General features: G+C 70.0%; 13 protein-coding genes and 2 tRNA genes. 6 read left to right on the forward strand and 9 right to left on the reverse strand.

What is annotated here, in order from left to right:
* From VKA86_13280 to VKA86_13315, 8 genes are all read right to left on the reverse strand, one after another.
* A partial coding sequence (locus VKA86_13280; protein ID HKK72186.1) for a flagellar hook-basal body complex protein occupies nt 1-357 on the reverse strand: 357 nt, incomplete at its 3' end.
* A 165-nt stretch (nt 358-522) separates the two neighbouring features.
* Nucleotides 523-2,025: an ATP-binding protein gene (locus VKA86_13285; GenBank protein ID HKK72187.1), complete on the reverse strand. Its 1,503-nt coding sequence runs from the start codon at nt 2,023-2,025 to the stop codon at nt 523-525.
* A 62-nt stretch (nt 2,026-2,087) separates the two neighbouring features.
* Nucleotides 2,088-2,456, reverse strand: coding sequence for a PilZ domain-containing protein (locus VKA86_13290; protein ID HKK72188.1), 369 nt, complete (start codon nt 2,454-2,456; stop codon nt 2,088-2,090).
* Nucleotides 2,453-4,726, reverse strand: a complete 2,274-nt coding sequence (locus VKA86_13295; protein ID HKK72189.1) for an RNB domain-containing ribonuclease — start codon at nt 4,724-4,726, stop codon at nt 2,453-2,455. Before VKA86_13295 ends, VKA86_13290 begins: the two co-directional genes overlap by 4 nt.
* Before the next feature lie 271 nt (nt 4,727-4,997).
* A complete protein-coding gene (locus VKA86_13300; protein HKK72190.1) occupies nt 4,998-5,342 on the reverse strand; it encodes an HU family DNA-binding protein in 345 nt (114 codons plus the stop codon).
* Between the two features lie 575 nt (nt 5,343-5,917).
* Entirely contained in the window at nt 5,918-6,634 is a 717-nt protein-coding gene (locus VKA86_13305) for a dihydropteroate synthase (protein HKK72191.1), read from the reverse strand.
* Nucleotides 6,635-6,643: 9 nt separating this feature from the next.
* A complete protein-coding gene (locus VKA86_13310; GenBank protein ID HKK72192.1) occupies nt 6,644-7,954 on the reverse strand; it encodes a putative sugar nucleotidyl transferase in 1,311 nt (436 codons plus the stop codon).
* A gap of 52 nt (nt 7,955-8,006) precedes the next feature.
* Nucleotides 8,007-8,082, reverse strand: a tRNA-Ala gene (locus tag VKA86_13315).
* A 124-nt stretch (nt 8,083-8,206) separates the two neighbouring features.
* Between VKA86_13315 and VKA86_13320 the strand changes: the two genes are divergently transcribed.
* Nucleotides 8,207-8,293: transfer RNA gene (locus tag VKA86_13320), tRNA-Leu, on the forward strand.
* Between the two features lie 24 nt (nt 8,294-8,317).
* Here VKA86_13320 and VKA86_13325 read toward each other — a convergent pair.
* Nucleotides 8,318-8,671 carry a hypothetical protein gene (locus VKA86_13325; protein HKK72193.1) on the reverse strand — a complete coding sequence of 118 codons (354 nt, stop codon included), beginning with the start codon at nt 8,669-8,671 and terminating at the stop codon, nt 8,318-8,320.
* Nucleotides 8,672-8,987: 316 nt separating this feature from the next.
* On the opposite strand from VKA86_13325, the gene VKA86_13330 reads away from it, so the two are divergent.
* The 5 genes from VKA86_13330 to VKA86_13350 all read left to right on the forward strand — a co-directional run.
* Complete coding sequence (locus tag VKA86_13330; protein ID HKK72194.1) at nt 8,988-9,398, forward strand: hypothetical protein; 411 nt, start codon at nt 8,988-8,990, stop codon at nt 9,396-9,398.
* The gene (locus tag VKA86_13335) at nt 9,395-9,745 is read left to right on the forward strand and encodes an EamA family transporter (protein ID HKK72195.1); all 351 of its coding nucleotides are present in this window, start codon (nt 9,395-9,397) and stop codon (nt 9,743-9,745) included. The genes VKA86_13330 and VKA86_13335 overlap by 4 nt, the downstream gene beginning before the upstream one ends.
* Before the next feature lie 31 nt (nt 9,746-9,776).
* Nucleotides 9,777-11,504 (forward strand): hypothetical protein, encoded by a 1,728-nt coding sequence (locus tag VKA86_13340; GenBank protein ID HKK72196.1) that lies wholly within the window; start codon nt 9,777-9,779, stop codon nt 11,502-11,504.
* An 80-nt stretch (nt 11,505-11,584) separates the two neighbouring features.
* Nucleotides 11,585-12,619 (forward strand): class 1 fructose-bisphosphatase, encoded by a 1,035-nt coding sequence (fbp, locus tag VKA86_13345; GenBank protein ID HKK72197.1) that lies wholly within the window; start codon nt 11,585-11,587, stop codon nt 12,617-12,619.
* Nucleotides 12,620-12,688: 69 nt separating this feature from the next.
* The coding region (locus tag VKA86_13350) for an alkaline phosphatase family protein (GenBank protein ID HKK72198.1) at nt 12,689-13,769 on the forward strand (1,081 nt) is incomplete at its 3' end.

The raw sequence follows: 13,769 nt of genomic DNA on the forward strand, positions 1-13,769 counted from the left end.
GTCGACGGTGAAGCTCCCGTTGCGGGTGTAGCGCTCACCACGTTCGGTCCGGATCGCGAAGAAACCCTCGCCGTCGATCGCGACGTCGAGTTCGTTCCCCGTGCGCTTCATCGGTCCCGGAGCGAGATCCGGGGCCGAGATGATCTGGAGCGTCCGCCCGGGCATCATGACGTCGACCGTTCCCTGCGCCGGATCGAAGCCCTGGAAGCCCGGAGCCTCCGGATCGGCGGCCTGGAAGGTCGTCAACATTCGTTTGAAGCCCGGCGTGGTCGCGTTGGCCAGGTTGTTGGCCACGATGTCGAGCTTGTTCTTCTGCGCGAGGAGTCCGGTCTCGGACACCTTGAGTGATTGCAGCACGGCACACCTCCGTCGCGGCGTACCGCAACGCCTGTGCCACTGCCCGGAAAGCATCCACCGGGGGATCGGCCGCGGGCGTCGAGACTTGAGTCCGAATCCGTCTCCGCGGTGCGGAGCACGAAGTGCCAGCCGAGCCGGCAGGACTTGCCCGGTGCGGCGACCGGGTCAGTAGGTGGGGATGACGGTCGCCACGCGGCCCTGCACGCCGACCGGCGGGATCTCGAACCAGAAGGTGGCTCCGTCGCCCGGCGCGCTCTCCACGCCGACGGTTCCGCCGTGACCTTCGACGATGCGGCGGACGATCATCAGACCCAACCCGATCCCCTTGCCGTCGCCACGATCGCGCCGCGCACGTTGGTAGCGTTCGAAGATCAGTTCTTCGTCCTCCGGGGGGATGCCGGGACCGTGGTCGCGCACGCTGACGCGCACTCCGCGGGCATTGGCGCTGGCGCGGATCTCGACGTCGCCGTTGTCCCCGCCGTACTTCAGGGCGTTGCTCACCAGGTTCTGCAGCACCTGCCGCAGCCGATGCGCGTCGCCTTCGACCTCGACGCCGGCGGCGTCGGGATCGATCTCGATCGCGACGTCCACGTCCCGATCACGGGCGAGCATCTCGACGTCGCGTTCCATCTCCGAGAGGAGCGCCGACAGGTCCAGGGGGGCCGGCTCGAGCCGCAGGAACCCGGCGTCGAGCATCGAGAAATCGAGGAAGTCGTGGAGCAACCGGGAAACGTCTTCCACCTTCTCCTTGATGCGATCGACGATCTCGTCGAGGGGCACGCCGGGGTCGTCGCCGTCGAGGAGTTGGAGATAGCCCTGGATCACGCTGATCGGACTGCGCAGATCGTGGGCGATCATCGAATGGAAATCTGCCTGTATCCGTTCCTGGTCGCGCTGTTCGGTGACGTCGCGCAGCACGGCGCCCAGGGCGGGCCGTCCGTCGGCGGCAATGGGAAGGCGCGCACAGCGCAGCTCGACCGAACGTTCGATCCCACCGATCGAGACCGACAGGTCCTCGTCGATCACGCCGTCGGTCGTGAGCATGCGCTCGACGGTGTCCCGTGGGACCCCCATCACCGACAGGATCTTCGTCAGCGGGCGCTCGCGCAGGATGTCCGGGTCGAGGTCGAGCATCCGGCAGATGCCCTCGTTGAAGACCTCGGCACGGCCGGTGCCGTCCATGACCACGAGCGCGTCGTTCAACTGGTCAGTGAGCGAGCGCATCCGCTGGAAGCGGGAGACCATCCGGCGCTGGCGTCGGCCGGTACGCACCAGACGCTGGATCCGCGCGTCGATCTCGTCGCTACGGACACCCGCGTCGATCACGTCGTCCGCGCCGGCCCGCCAGGCGCAGGTGCGGAGCCAGCGCTCACGATCGGGAAGCAGGACGGCGATGGGCACCCAGCCCGTGGGACCGCGCTCGTGCAGGCGCTCGATGACGGCCAGGTCGTCCTCGTCGACGCCCGTACCGGGGTCCAGGACGAGCAGGTCGATGTCGAGTTCGAGCAGGTCACGGAGGGCCGCGCCGATCCCCGACACCGAGTGCACGCGGTGGCCCAGTTCCTCCAGACGAGCACAGAACTCCACGTCCGAGCGGCCGTCGCCGCTCAGGACGAGGATGTGGGCATAGAGATGGTCCTGCATGGCCAGTCCCCGGTTCGAACCCACCACGGGCTCTCAGGGGGAAGGATCGGCCACCCGACGGGAAGACTTGAGTGCTGACCGGATCGCTAGGGAGCGAGGCGCCGCTCGACGTAGCGTTCGAGGTTGTGCAGGCTCTCGGCGTCGATCGTCGTGAAGAACACCGCCACCTCGTAGGTGTCCACCGTTTCCGACGGCAGGTCGGGCTGGACCCGGGCGACGATCCCCTCGCACTCCACCGGCTTCGTCTCGCCCTCGTCGTGCTCGACGTCGAAGCTCATGGCGAGCTTGGTCATGGGCTCGATGTAGGTGGGAGTCCGGAAGTACACGCCGGTCGAACTGACGTTGATCGTCTCGATGTCGCCCCCACCCTGGGGCAGATCGAGGTGCAGGTTCATGGCCAGCGTGGCGTCGACGCGCTGCGCGCGCCGTCGTTCCTGCTTCACCGCGTCGCTCATGCGTCGCCCTCCTGCGTTCGCTCCGGCGGAACGGCCCGCGTCGCCGCGGGTCCGTCGGACCGGGGGCGCAGGTCGCCCACCCAGGTCCGTCCGTTCGCCACGTCCACATATTCAAGCAAGACGCGGACCCTTTGTCCAAGGCGAAACCGGCGACCCGTCCGCGCACCGACCAGGGCGTGCCCGCGGGGGTCCAGATCGAACCAGTCCTTCCCCAGACGTTCCACCCCCACGAAACCGTCCAGCCCCGTGTCCTCGAGCTCGACGAACAGCCCGCTCGCCAGGATCGACACGATCCGGCCGTCGAGGTGCTCGCCCTCGCGGTGCTTGATCGCATCGGCGGCGCAGATGTCGGCACAGTCCCGCTCGATGCGTTGTGCATCGCGCTCCATCTCGCTGCAATGATCGGCCAGGCGCTCCGCGTCGGCGCGTTCCGACGGACGCGCGAGGCGCGCCACGCTCAGCGTCCGTGCCCGACCGATCGCATCGTACAACCACCCATCGTCACCTCCCGCGTTCACCAGCCGGTGCAACCACCGTTGATTGTGCAGGTCCGGATACCGCCGGATCGGCGAGGTGAAGTGCGTGTACTGCTCGAAGGCCAGTCCGAAGTGGCGGTCCCAACCCGCGCGGTAACGTGCCTTCATCAGCGATCGCAGCGCCAACAGGTGGAACAGCGGCGCCTCCTCCAGCCCCTGCACGCGTTCGAAGAGCTCGGCGTAGTCCGCGCTCTCGACCGGTTCGGACGGAACCCACTGCACGTCGAAGGCCCGCAACAGCTCGATCAGATCGTCGACCTTGCGTTCGTCCGGTTCCTCGTGGATCCGCCACAACAGGGGCAGTTCGGCCGTCCGCAGGACCTCGGCGACGGCACGATTGGCCTCGAGCATGAACTCCTCGATCAGCCAGTGACTGCGCAGGGTGGGCCGCAGGTGGACCTCGTCGACGTGCCCGTTGTCGGCGAAGCGGAATTCGCGCTCGGGTCGCTGCACGAACAGGCTCCCGAGCTCCCGCCGCCGCTGCCGCAGCGTGGTGGCCAGCCCGTTCATGGATCGGACGTCGGCTGCGAGACGCTGCAGGTCGCACCCGTCCTCGATCCGATCGGCCGGTGGGACGAAATCGTCGTCGTCGAGCATCGCCTCGGCGTGCTCGTAGGCCAGGCTCGCACGGCTGCGGATCCGGGCCAGGCCGAGTTCGACCTTCCGGCGGACGCCCGCGCGGTCGTAGTGCAGGAGAACCGACACCACGTCTCGCTCCACGCCGTGGTGCAACGAGCACGCCCCGGAGCTCAGGGCCTCGGGCAGCATGGGCAGGACGCGCCCGGGCGGATAGACGCTGGTCGCACGCTCGCGGGCCTCGTCGTCGAGACGGGTCTCGACGGGGACGTAGGCCGCCACGTCGGCGATGTGCACCCCGAGCACGAAGCCACTCTCGGTCTCCTCGACCGAGACCGCGTCGTCGTGATCCTTCGCGTCGATCGGATCGACGGTGAACGCGAAGGTGTCGACGAGGGAGCGTCGCGACTCGGTACGGTCGATCGGCGCGAGGGCCTGTTCCTCGGCCTCGGCCCCGAACCCGCGTGGCCACCCGGCCCGCGCGATGCGCAGACTCATGGCCGCCTGCGGGTGCGTCTCGGGCCCGAGCACCTCGACCTCGACGACCCGCGGCCGTTCCCGGGCGGGATCGTAGGCGGGCAGACGCCCCTGGGCGAGCGAGCGATCGTCGTCGGTGTCGAAGGCCGTCGCCGCCTCGTCGTCGACGAAGCAGCCCCCGCGAAGTCCGGGAATGGGGGCCTCGGGCGAGAGCACCCAGTGGTCGCCGATCCTCTGCAGTGTGCCGAAGACCCGCCGCGGCGCGGCCCGCAGGACACGGTCGACGGCGGCAAGCCTCTCGCGGCCCTCGCGCACGCGCCGGATCCGGACGGTGTCGCCGGGAACGACCTCCTCCTGGGCCGTCGGAACCAGAGGCAGGCGCTCGCCGCCGCCCATGCGGACGTGGGTCGCCCGCTGGCCGACACCCTCCACGGTGCCCTCGAGAAAGCGCGCCACCGCGAGGGAGCCGTAACGGCGACGGGGCAGGGTGCCGATGCGCCCTGCCCTCGCCAGTTCCACGACTTCGCTGCGGAGTTCGCGATAGCGCGAATGCGGGACGCCCAGGGCCCGCTGGATCTCCTTCACCTTGAACCCGCGATCGGGCTCGGCGGCGAAGAGCTCCAGGATCTCGGCCCGGAGATCCCCGGCGGAACGCCGACTCCTGCGTCGGCGGCCACTCATGCCGGTCCTCGCGTGCGGACCGGTCTCGAACGGGTCGTGGTCCGCATTCGCACTCCGGGCTACTTGCCCTTCTTCTTGTGCCGGTTCTTCCGCAGGCGCTTCTTGCGCTTGTGCGTGTTGATCTTCTTGCGCTTGCGCTTCTTGCCACTCGGCATCGCGTACCTCCCGGGCCCGGTGCCCGACCGCTTGCTGTCCACGGAAACGCCGCCCCGGGGGGGCGGCGATCACGGCGGCCGCGGCACGGCCGCGATCCGACGTTCTCGCTGATCTTCTACTGCACGGGCCCGCCCGATCCCGTCGACGCGGCGTCCTCCGGCCCGGCGGAGTCGTCCGCCGAAGCGTCCGGATCGATCAGGGCCTTCAGTTCGTTCGAAGCCTTGAAGTAGGGAACGAGCTTCGCCGGCACCTCGACCGCGGCCCCCGTGCGGGGGTTCCGCGCCTTGCGTGAGCGCCGCTCCTTCACCTTGAAACTGCCGAAGCCCCTGAGTTCGACCTTGTCGCCCTCGCAGAGCGCTCGACTGATGTTCTCGAGGATGAGATCCACGACGACGCCGGTGTCCTTCTTCGAAAGACCGGTGCCCTCGGAGATGGCCTCGACGAGATCGGCCTTGGTCATCGGTATCCTTCCGGTGTCCTCGATGCGTCATCGGGCGCCCGGACCAGCGGGGCGCCGCCGTCGATGAAGGTCGATCCGACGGGGCCGATCACCGTGCCGAAGCGATGAACTTAACACACTCCCGGCCCGATCGCCGCCCCAGGGGCCGGCCACGGCGCACTTCAACGCCTGCGAGACTACAGATCCTATGCCCCGGGACGTGCAAGTCAATGACGAAATTGAGGTTGCCGCATTCGACCGTCCAAGGCCGCGGTGCGGCGTCGGCCGCCGGAAATGCGAAGGCGGCGCCCGTCGCCGGACGCCGCCCCCGAAATTCAAGCGCCACCCGCTCATGCCGCGTGCCGGAGACTCTGGGATGCCACGATGGCGGAGCTCCCGACAAGGCGCGCGCGTTCGCAGGCGACGCTGTCGGGAGCTCTATCAAGCACCGTGCCCGGATCGACCCGAAGAGGCCGTCGATCGTCCTCCGTGCGGCGAGACGCTCCCTGCCGGGGGTCTGCGGGGGTCTCCGACCCCACGCTGCCTGCATACGCCGGAGTGCAGTCTGCGCCGGCCGTCCGGCAGACTGCGCGGCCTCACCCGGTGCGGAAGGGAATCAGCGTCCGGTCTCGGGGATCGAGCAGCACGGCTCCGAGCCCGGCCGCTGCGAGCAGTTCCAACCAGGTGCGGCGCGCCTCCACCGGATCGGCCGCGCCGTGGGCCACGTTCCCCAGACCGACGAGGGTGGGGATCTCGGGATGGTCGTGGGCCCAGGCCGCGACGAACTCGAGCAGCCCCCGTCCGGCGGCGACGTCGGTGCCCCAGGGCAGCGCGACCCCGTCGATCAGCAGCGAGCGGGGATCGAGGCCGGTCCGTTCGAAGCGTTCGACCGCATCCTCGGCCCAGGCGCGGCGGTCGTCCGCGCCGACCGGAAGGGTTCGGCCGCGGCGGAGCTGCACCACGAGCCGGCCGCCGGGTCTCTGCAACAGGTCGACCAGGGCCTCGTCGAACGCCGCGTCGGCCGGCCAGGAGTTGAGCACGACCGGGGCCCGGCGTCCCCGCGCGCAGCGGAGCAGCGTGGCCGGATCGGGCCCGTCGAGCGACAGCGGGAGATCGGTGACGGCCTCCACCACCTCGGCCATCCACAGCAGGACGTCGGCCTCGGCACCGCCCATGGACGAGGCGTTGAGATCGATCGCGTCGGCTCCGGCCGCCGCGAGCGCGCGGGCCCGCACCTCGAGCCAGCGCCGGTCGCCCGATGCGACGGCACCGCCGACCTCGGGATCGGTGGTGGTGAGCGGATCGGCGATCACGAACACGGCTCAGCCGGCGCGCTGCGCCGCCGTGCGCGCGAAGACCGTGCGCAACAGCTCCTCGTGGGCAGCCGTCCACCGCACGTCGCGGCGGGCCATCACGGTGCGGGCCGTGCGCAGGGCGTCGTCGAGACGGTACTCGCGGATCCCGTCGGCGCCGCCCCATCCGAAGGCCGGGAAGAAGCGCGGCGCGAAGCCCCCACCGAAGACGTTGCCGGCCACGCCGACCACACCGCCGGTGGTCAGCATGGTGTCGATTCCCGTCTTGACGTGGTCGGCCAGGAGCTGGCCCACGAACGACAGGCCCGTGTCGATCGGCCCGTCGCCGAGATCCACGCGGACCGGCCCGTAGTTGTTCTTGAGGTCGCTGCCGTTGGTGTCGGCCCCGAGATTCACCCAGTTGCCGACCAGCGCGTGGCCGAGGAACCCGTCGTGCTGCTTGTTGCTGAGGTCGTGGATCACCGACTCCTCGATCTCGCCCCCGACCTTGCAGAAGGCTCCGACCGAGGTCCCCTCGCGCAGCTTGGCGCCGGGGTTGACGACCGAGCCCGGCCCGACGTAGGCGGGACCGACGACCACCGACAGCGGATGCACGACACACCCGGGGCCGAGGACGACCGGACCCTCCTCGGCGTCGATCACGGCCCCCGGCCGCACGCGCGCTCCGCGGGCGACGTGGATCCGTTCGGACTCGACGAAGGTCGCACCCGGGAAGATGTCGGCCAGCTCGGCGCCGTCGACCCAGGCCGCGGCGGCCAGCCACTGCAACCGCGGGCTGTGGTCCTCGAAGTCCACGCCGAAGATCCGCCGCTCCGGCGCGCCGCGCCCGGCCAGCCACCCGGCGTCGGCCACCAGGTGCTGCTCGTTGGCCGCGACGACCTCCCAGGGCCGGGCGAAGAAACCCAGTCCGGTCGGTGCACTCGACCCGTCGTCGTCGCGGGCCGACGCGCGCGCGGGCAGTTCGCTCGCCGTGGTGCGGGCCATCCAGAGGCGTCCGTCCACCCGGATCTCGCTCCCCGATCCGAGCGACGCGATCGCCCGCGCCAGGTCGTCGACGGTCCCGGTGAGCTGGGCGTTGACCGCGAGGACCTCGGCGTCGCCGTCGTCGAGGAGCGGGACGAGGCCCCGCGTGATCTCCGTCAAGTACGCACGAACGGACCCATAGACGTTTGCCGTCGTGGCAATTGCCTCGATCCGTTCACGCAGGTTCAGAATTCCGCAACGGAGCTCGAAGGCCGGACGCGTGTCGACGATCGGCCCCAGGTCCACGACCCGATCGTCCTCGAAAAGGACGATCGGAAGGTGGGTCGGCACGTTCATGCGGTGCGGCTCGCCGTCTGGAGATCGACGGAGGAGCGTCGGAGGAGGGAGTTGGTGGAGCCAAGGGGGATCGAACCCCTGACCTCATGACTGCCAGTCATGCGCTCTCCCAGCTGAGCTATGGCCCCACTCAACTGACCGGGACGATGTACGGGAAGACCGGAGCCGTGTCAAGGCGCGGCCGGTTGCCGCGAGTTGACAGAGGCCGGAGCCCTCACTACGCTCCTCGCCGCCCACCGAGGGTTTCGACGCGCCGGAGTGGCGGAACTGGCAGACGCGCGGGACTCAAAATCCCGTGGACCTTGGTCCGTGTGGGTTCGAGCCCCACCTCCGGCACCATCTCCGAATTCCCCGCACCCCGCCTCAGGGTGCGACCTCGCGTTCGTACGGATCACCGATCGCGCCACCCCGTTCGTCGAGGGCCTGGACCCGCACGGTCACCGTGTCGAAGGCCCGCACGGTCCGTAGCAGCGCGGGAGTCCACTGCAGCGAGTCGGCACGCGAGGTCTCCTCGAACAGCAGACGCGTGCCCGACCATGCGCGCACGCGATAGGCGTCGGCCCCGGCCACACGTTCCCACCGCAGCGCCCCGGGTGCCGGCGCGTCCTCCGTGCGGCTCCCGCCACCACAGCCCCCGAGCAGGATCAGCACGACCAGGACGACCAGTGGAATCGTCAGGACCATCCACCACGTCCGGTGTGCATCGCTCACCTTCATGCCGCGACCTTCCAGGGGTCCGGGTGCGATTGCGTCCACCTCGCCCCCCAACGTAGACGCTGCGCCCGATCCCGGGCAAGATGCGGCACGGATGCTGCCGGTGCACACGGAAACGAGCCGAGAGCCGTCACCACGAAGCAGCTCGTCTCGGCCTTCGAGCATAACCGATTCGCCCCCAACACCCTGAGGCCTTGGCTTCGAGTGGTTTCACGGGAAACACGAACAACCCGCTGAGCCATTGTGCGCAAAGGCCGTGCGATCTCGCGCAGGCGAGTTCCACGGCGCGAGTGCCCACGCCCCGAGGAGGAACCGGACCTTGGTCCACCGACCGCGCCTCGACGGACAGACCCTGCTCATGGTGGCGTGGAGCGTCACCATGACCGTGACCGGGCAGCTCGTCCTCCGCCACGCGATGTCCGGGCTCGCCGACCAGCCCTTCGTCGACGTCGTGCTCGGAGCGGTGGTGTCGCCGCTGGTCTGGACCGGCGCCCTCCTGTACCTGCTCTCGACCGTCACCTGGTTGGTGGTCCTGTCACGGATCGATCTGTCGGTGGCCTACCCGATGGGCTCGATGAACTACGTGCTGGTGGTGCTGCTCTCGGCGACACTGCTCGACGAGAACGTCGGGCTACTGCGCATGGCCGGCCTGGGCCTGATCCTCGTCGGCATCCTGGTCGTGGCGCGGGCCGAGCGTCGAGTCTCCCGTCCGATGGAGCCGATGCCTTGATCGTCGTCGTCCTGCTGGCGAGTATCTTCTTCGCCGTCCTCGGTCAGGTGTCGTTCAAGCGAGGCATGAACCGGGTCGGACGGATCGAGTTGCGCTCGGTGCTGGACTGGCGCTCGGGCGTGATCCCGATCCTGACCGGCTTCGTCGCCTACGGCACGTCGATGGTGCTGTGGCTGTACACCCTTTCCCGCGTCGAGCTGAGCTATGCCTTTCCCTTCGTATCGTTGAGCTACGTCGGGATCATGCTGGCGGCGCGGCTGGGACTGGGCGAGCCGGTCGACCGGCACCGCGTGCTCGGCAGCGCGTTGATCGTCGCCGGGGTCGTGCTCGTCAGCCTGACCCGCTGAACGGCGGGACTCCGATCCCCGGGAGGAATGCGTGGAGGTCGTACGACGGACGGCGGGTCTTCTGGCCGCACTCGTGCTGCTCGCGGCTGCGGTCGTGCTGGTCTTCGGCCCGTTCCCGCGGACTCCGGATCCGGGTCCACCCGCGGTCGGCTCCCCGCCGTGGACCGATCAGGGCAGGGCGGTCGCCCTCGTCGCGCACCCGGAGGCCGCGGGCGACCTGGCCTGGGTCGATCTCCTGGAATCGGTGTTCGGGGGGATCGACGTACTCGACGCCGACGACCCCGCCACCGTCACGCGCGCCGCCGCCACGGACCGGGCCCTGGTGGTGATCGGCCACGAGACGGTCCGCCGCAGCGAGCCCGTCGACTGGACGTCCCTCGACGCCTTCGTGGACGCGGGCGGCACGCTGCTGCTCGAGACCCCCGAGGGCCCGTGGGCGGAACTCGCCGGCGTGGAGGTCGCCAGCGTCGAGCGGCGCGATCGCGCGCCCTGGCCGGGGCCACGGACGCCCGCGACCGCCTTCGTCGTCGACGGAACCGGTGGATCACCCGGATCCATCCCTCCGGTGTCCCTGCGCGTTCCGCTGTCGTCGTGGCGCTACGGGCCGCGGCGCGAGGGCGGAAACCCCGCCCGTCCGTGGATCGCGGCCGGCGGCCGGCCCGCCGTGTGGAGCCGGGCCACGGGGCGGGGCGCGATCGTCGCGGTGTCGCACCACCTGTCACGTCTGGCGATCGACCTGGCCGAGGGCCCGCCCTCGGGGGCCGCGCCCGACCACGCATGGACGGATGCCTGGACCCAGGTCCTGCTCGGCCCCGACGCGGCCCCCTGGCCGTGGCCCCGATGGTCGAACGCCCCGGCAGGCGACGACGGATGGCTGCTCCTGTGCGCACCGGACACGGCCACCGTCGATGGCCCCGTGACGCGCTTCGTCCGGGCGGGGTCCGGGGCGTCGGCAGATGCCGACGGGATCGAGACGATCTGGCCCCGTCCCACGGCGTGGGACGAAGTGCCGCCCGCGCTCCGGCGCGAAGTGCACTGGGGCCCGCTGCCGGTCTTCCGCGAGATCCGCTCCACCGCCGAGCAGGTGGGGATGCTGCGCGACGCGGTCGACGCGCCTCTGCATCGCTTCGTCGATCGTCGGCCCGACGAGGTCGGAATCGTGCGGGCGGCACTCGTGACCGCCGGAGTCCGCGCCGACCTGAGCCAAGGCCCGGGACGAGGTGCCACGGGCGGTTTCGCGGCCGGAACCGGCCGTCCTCGGACACCGTTCTCGGCCACGGGTGGGCGCCTGGAGTTCGTCGAACTCCCCCACCTCGCACGGTGGGAGACGATCGACGTCGACCGCCTGACGATCTGGACCCGCAACAACGCGCGGGGCGCGGCGGGGCCACTGACGGTGCACGTGGACGATCTCCGCGCCACGGAACCGTCGCGCGCTCGGTTCGCGGAACATCGCGTGGCCGGGGTCGAGGACTTCCTCGACTGGTGGGACGGACGCCGGCGGGCACGCCTGCACTGGGGCCGCGACCGCGATCGTCTGGTGGTGTCGGTCGACGTCCCGTCCGACCTCGCACCCGGTCTGGCGCTCCTGCTGCCCCGCGCGTGGCGGGATCGGGTGCTGGTCGACTGGTCGGCCCCGTGGTCGCCCGCCCGCAGCCGACGCGTGCGGCGCCACGACGGAACCCCGTGGCTCGAGATCGAGGTCCCCGCGGGCACCCGCGCGGCGCTCCGGGCCACCTATGCGCCCATGCGACCCTGAGTCGGCGGGCGACCGGGACCGATGCTTCTGTTAGAATGCCGCGATGCGGTGACGAGGAATCCGACGGGAGGCCAGCCTGCGTGAACCTGCTCACGATCGAACGCCACATCGCCGAGGTCCAGCGCCGCTTCCCCGAAGCCCGCGGCAACTTCTCGGCGCTCATGAACAACATCGCGTTCGCGGCGAAGATCATCTCGTCGGCGGTCAACCGCGCCGGGCTCGTCGACATCCTCGGCGAGACCGGCGACGAGAACGTCCAGGGCGAGCGCGTGAAGAAGCTCGACCACTACGCCGACGACACGATCGTCCGGGTCGCCGGCGGCGGCGGGCAGGTCTGCGCCATGGCGAGCGAGGAGCGCCCCGGCATCGTCCGTGTCCCCGACGACCAGCCGCGCGGCCGCTACGTGCTGGTCTTCGATCCACTCGACGGCTCGAGCAACATCGACGTGAACGTGTCGATCGGGACCATCTTCTCGATCCTGCGACGCCTCTCGCCCGAGGACGGCCCCGTCGAGGACCGCGATCTGTTGCAACCGGGCTTCCGGCAGGTCGCCGCGGGCTACGTGATCTACGGCAGCAGCACCATGTTCGTGTACACGGCGGGCATGGGAGTCCACGGGTTCACGCTCGACCCGAGCTGCGGTGAATTCCTCCTGTCGCACGAGGACATCCGGATCCCGAAGCGCGCCCCCGTCTACAGCGTGAACGAGGGCAACACCAACGGTTGGAACGAGGCCACGCGGTACGTGGTCGACACCTTCCGTCACGGACGGGGCGATCGGCCGGCGCTCTCGGCACGCTACATCGGCAGTCTGGTCGCCGACTTCCACCGGAACCTGCTGCAGGGCGGCGTGTTCCTCTATCCGGCCGTCACGCCGGCCGGGGGTGGCCGACCGAAGCCGAAGCTGCGACTCTTGTACGAGGCCTCCCCACTGGCCTACATCGTGGAGCAGGCGGGAGGGTACGCGAGCGACGGAGTGGGGCCGCTCCTGCGCCGCGAGCCACGCGACCTCCACGAACGCGTTCCCCTGATCATCGGTAGCGCCGACGACGTGCGCTTCGCCGAACGAATCCTACGCGACGGCGTGCCGGTCGAGGCCGACACGCCGGGCTGAGCGCGACCGTACTCCCACCTGACGACCTGCGCATTCCCCGTGTCCCCGCGAATCACGTCGAGGTCTTCCATGATTGCGCGACACCGCTCCGCCCACCTGCGGGTGATCCTGTTCCTGGTCCTGTCCTTCCTCCTGTTGCCGGCCGCGGCCTCGGCCCAGTCGGCGGAGAAGGTCATCGTGATCGGCTTCGACGGCGCCGACCCCGACGTCGCGCAGGAGTACATGGCCGAGGGCAAGATGCCGAACCTGGAGCGGCTCGCCGCACAGGGCAGCTTCGGCGATCTGGCCACCACGAACCCGGCCGAGAGCCCGGTCGCCTGGGCGTCGTTCGCCACCAGCCAGGGGCCGGGCTACCACGGGATCTTCGACTTCCTGCGGCGAGTGCCGGGGACCTACTACCCCGAGATCGCCCTGGCGAGCGCCTCGACCGAGCCCGTCATGGCTTCCGGAATGCGCATGGCCGTGATCGCCGCCGCCTTCGTGGGCGTGCTCGTGCTGGTCGTCCTGATCGGCCGTGCCCTGAAGGCGAGTCCGCGCACGGCCCTGGTCGTCGCCGTGCTCCTGGCCCTCCCCGCCACCGGGGCCACCGCGATGGCGGTGTTGAAGTGGGTGCCGCAGGAACTGCCCAAGCCGGTGCTGAACCGACAGGGCCTTCCCTTCTGGGATGCCGCCGCGCAGCAGGGCAAGCGCGTCACCGCCATCGACATTCCGGTGACCTTCCCCGCCCTGGCCGAGGAAGGTGTTCGGCTCACCACCGCGCTGGGCACGCCGGACATCCGCCAGACCTGGGGCAGCTGGTACCTGTACAGCTCGCAGCAGTTCGAGAGCGAGTTCAGCGAGACCGCGGGCACACTCCGCACCGTCGACATGAACGGGGCGACGGGCACCACGAGCATCCGCGGTCCGAAGAACTTCACCGTGGACGACTCGCCGGAGATGGCCGTCGACGTGAGCTTCACCCGACTCGGCGACACGGGAATGCGCATCGAGGTCCAGGGACAGACCATCGACCTCGAGGTCGGGCAGTGGAGCGACTTCGTGCGCCTGCGCTACGCGATGAACCCACTGGTGAAGCTCATGGGCACCACGCGCTTCAAGTTGCTGACCCTCGAACCCGACTGGGTCGTGTACCAGGAACCGCTGAACTTCG

The sequence above is a fragment of the Candidatus Krumholzibacteriia bacterium genome (assembly GCA_035268685.1).
In the GTDB taxonomy this organism is placed as follows: Bacteria; Krumholzibacteriota; Krumholzibacteriia; order JAJRXK01; family JAJRXK01; genus JAJRXK01.

Bases quoted from the DNA above. Each gene is read 5' to 3' on its own strand.
- VKA86_13290 (HKK72188.1), bottom strand. From the start codon at position 2,456: ATGAGCGACGCGGTGAAGCAGGAACGACGGCGCGCGCAGCGCGTCGAC.
- VKA86_13295 (HKK72189.1), bottom strand. From the start codon at position 4,726: ATGAGTGGCCGCCGACGCAGGAGTCGGCGTTCCGCCGGGGATCTCCGG.
- VKA86_13300 (HKK72190.1), bottom strand. From the start codon at position 5,342: ATGACCAAGGCCGATCTCGTCGAGGCCATCTCCGAGGGCACCGGTCTT.
- VKA86_13310 (HKK72192.1), bottom strand. From the start codon at position 7,954: ATGAACGTGCCGACCCACCTTCCGATCGTCCTTTTCGAGGACGATCGG.
- VKA86_13325 (HKK72193.1), bottom strand. From the start codon at position 8,671: ATGAAGGTGAGCGATGCACACCGGACGTGGTGGATGGTCCTGACGATT.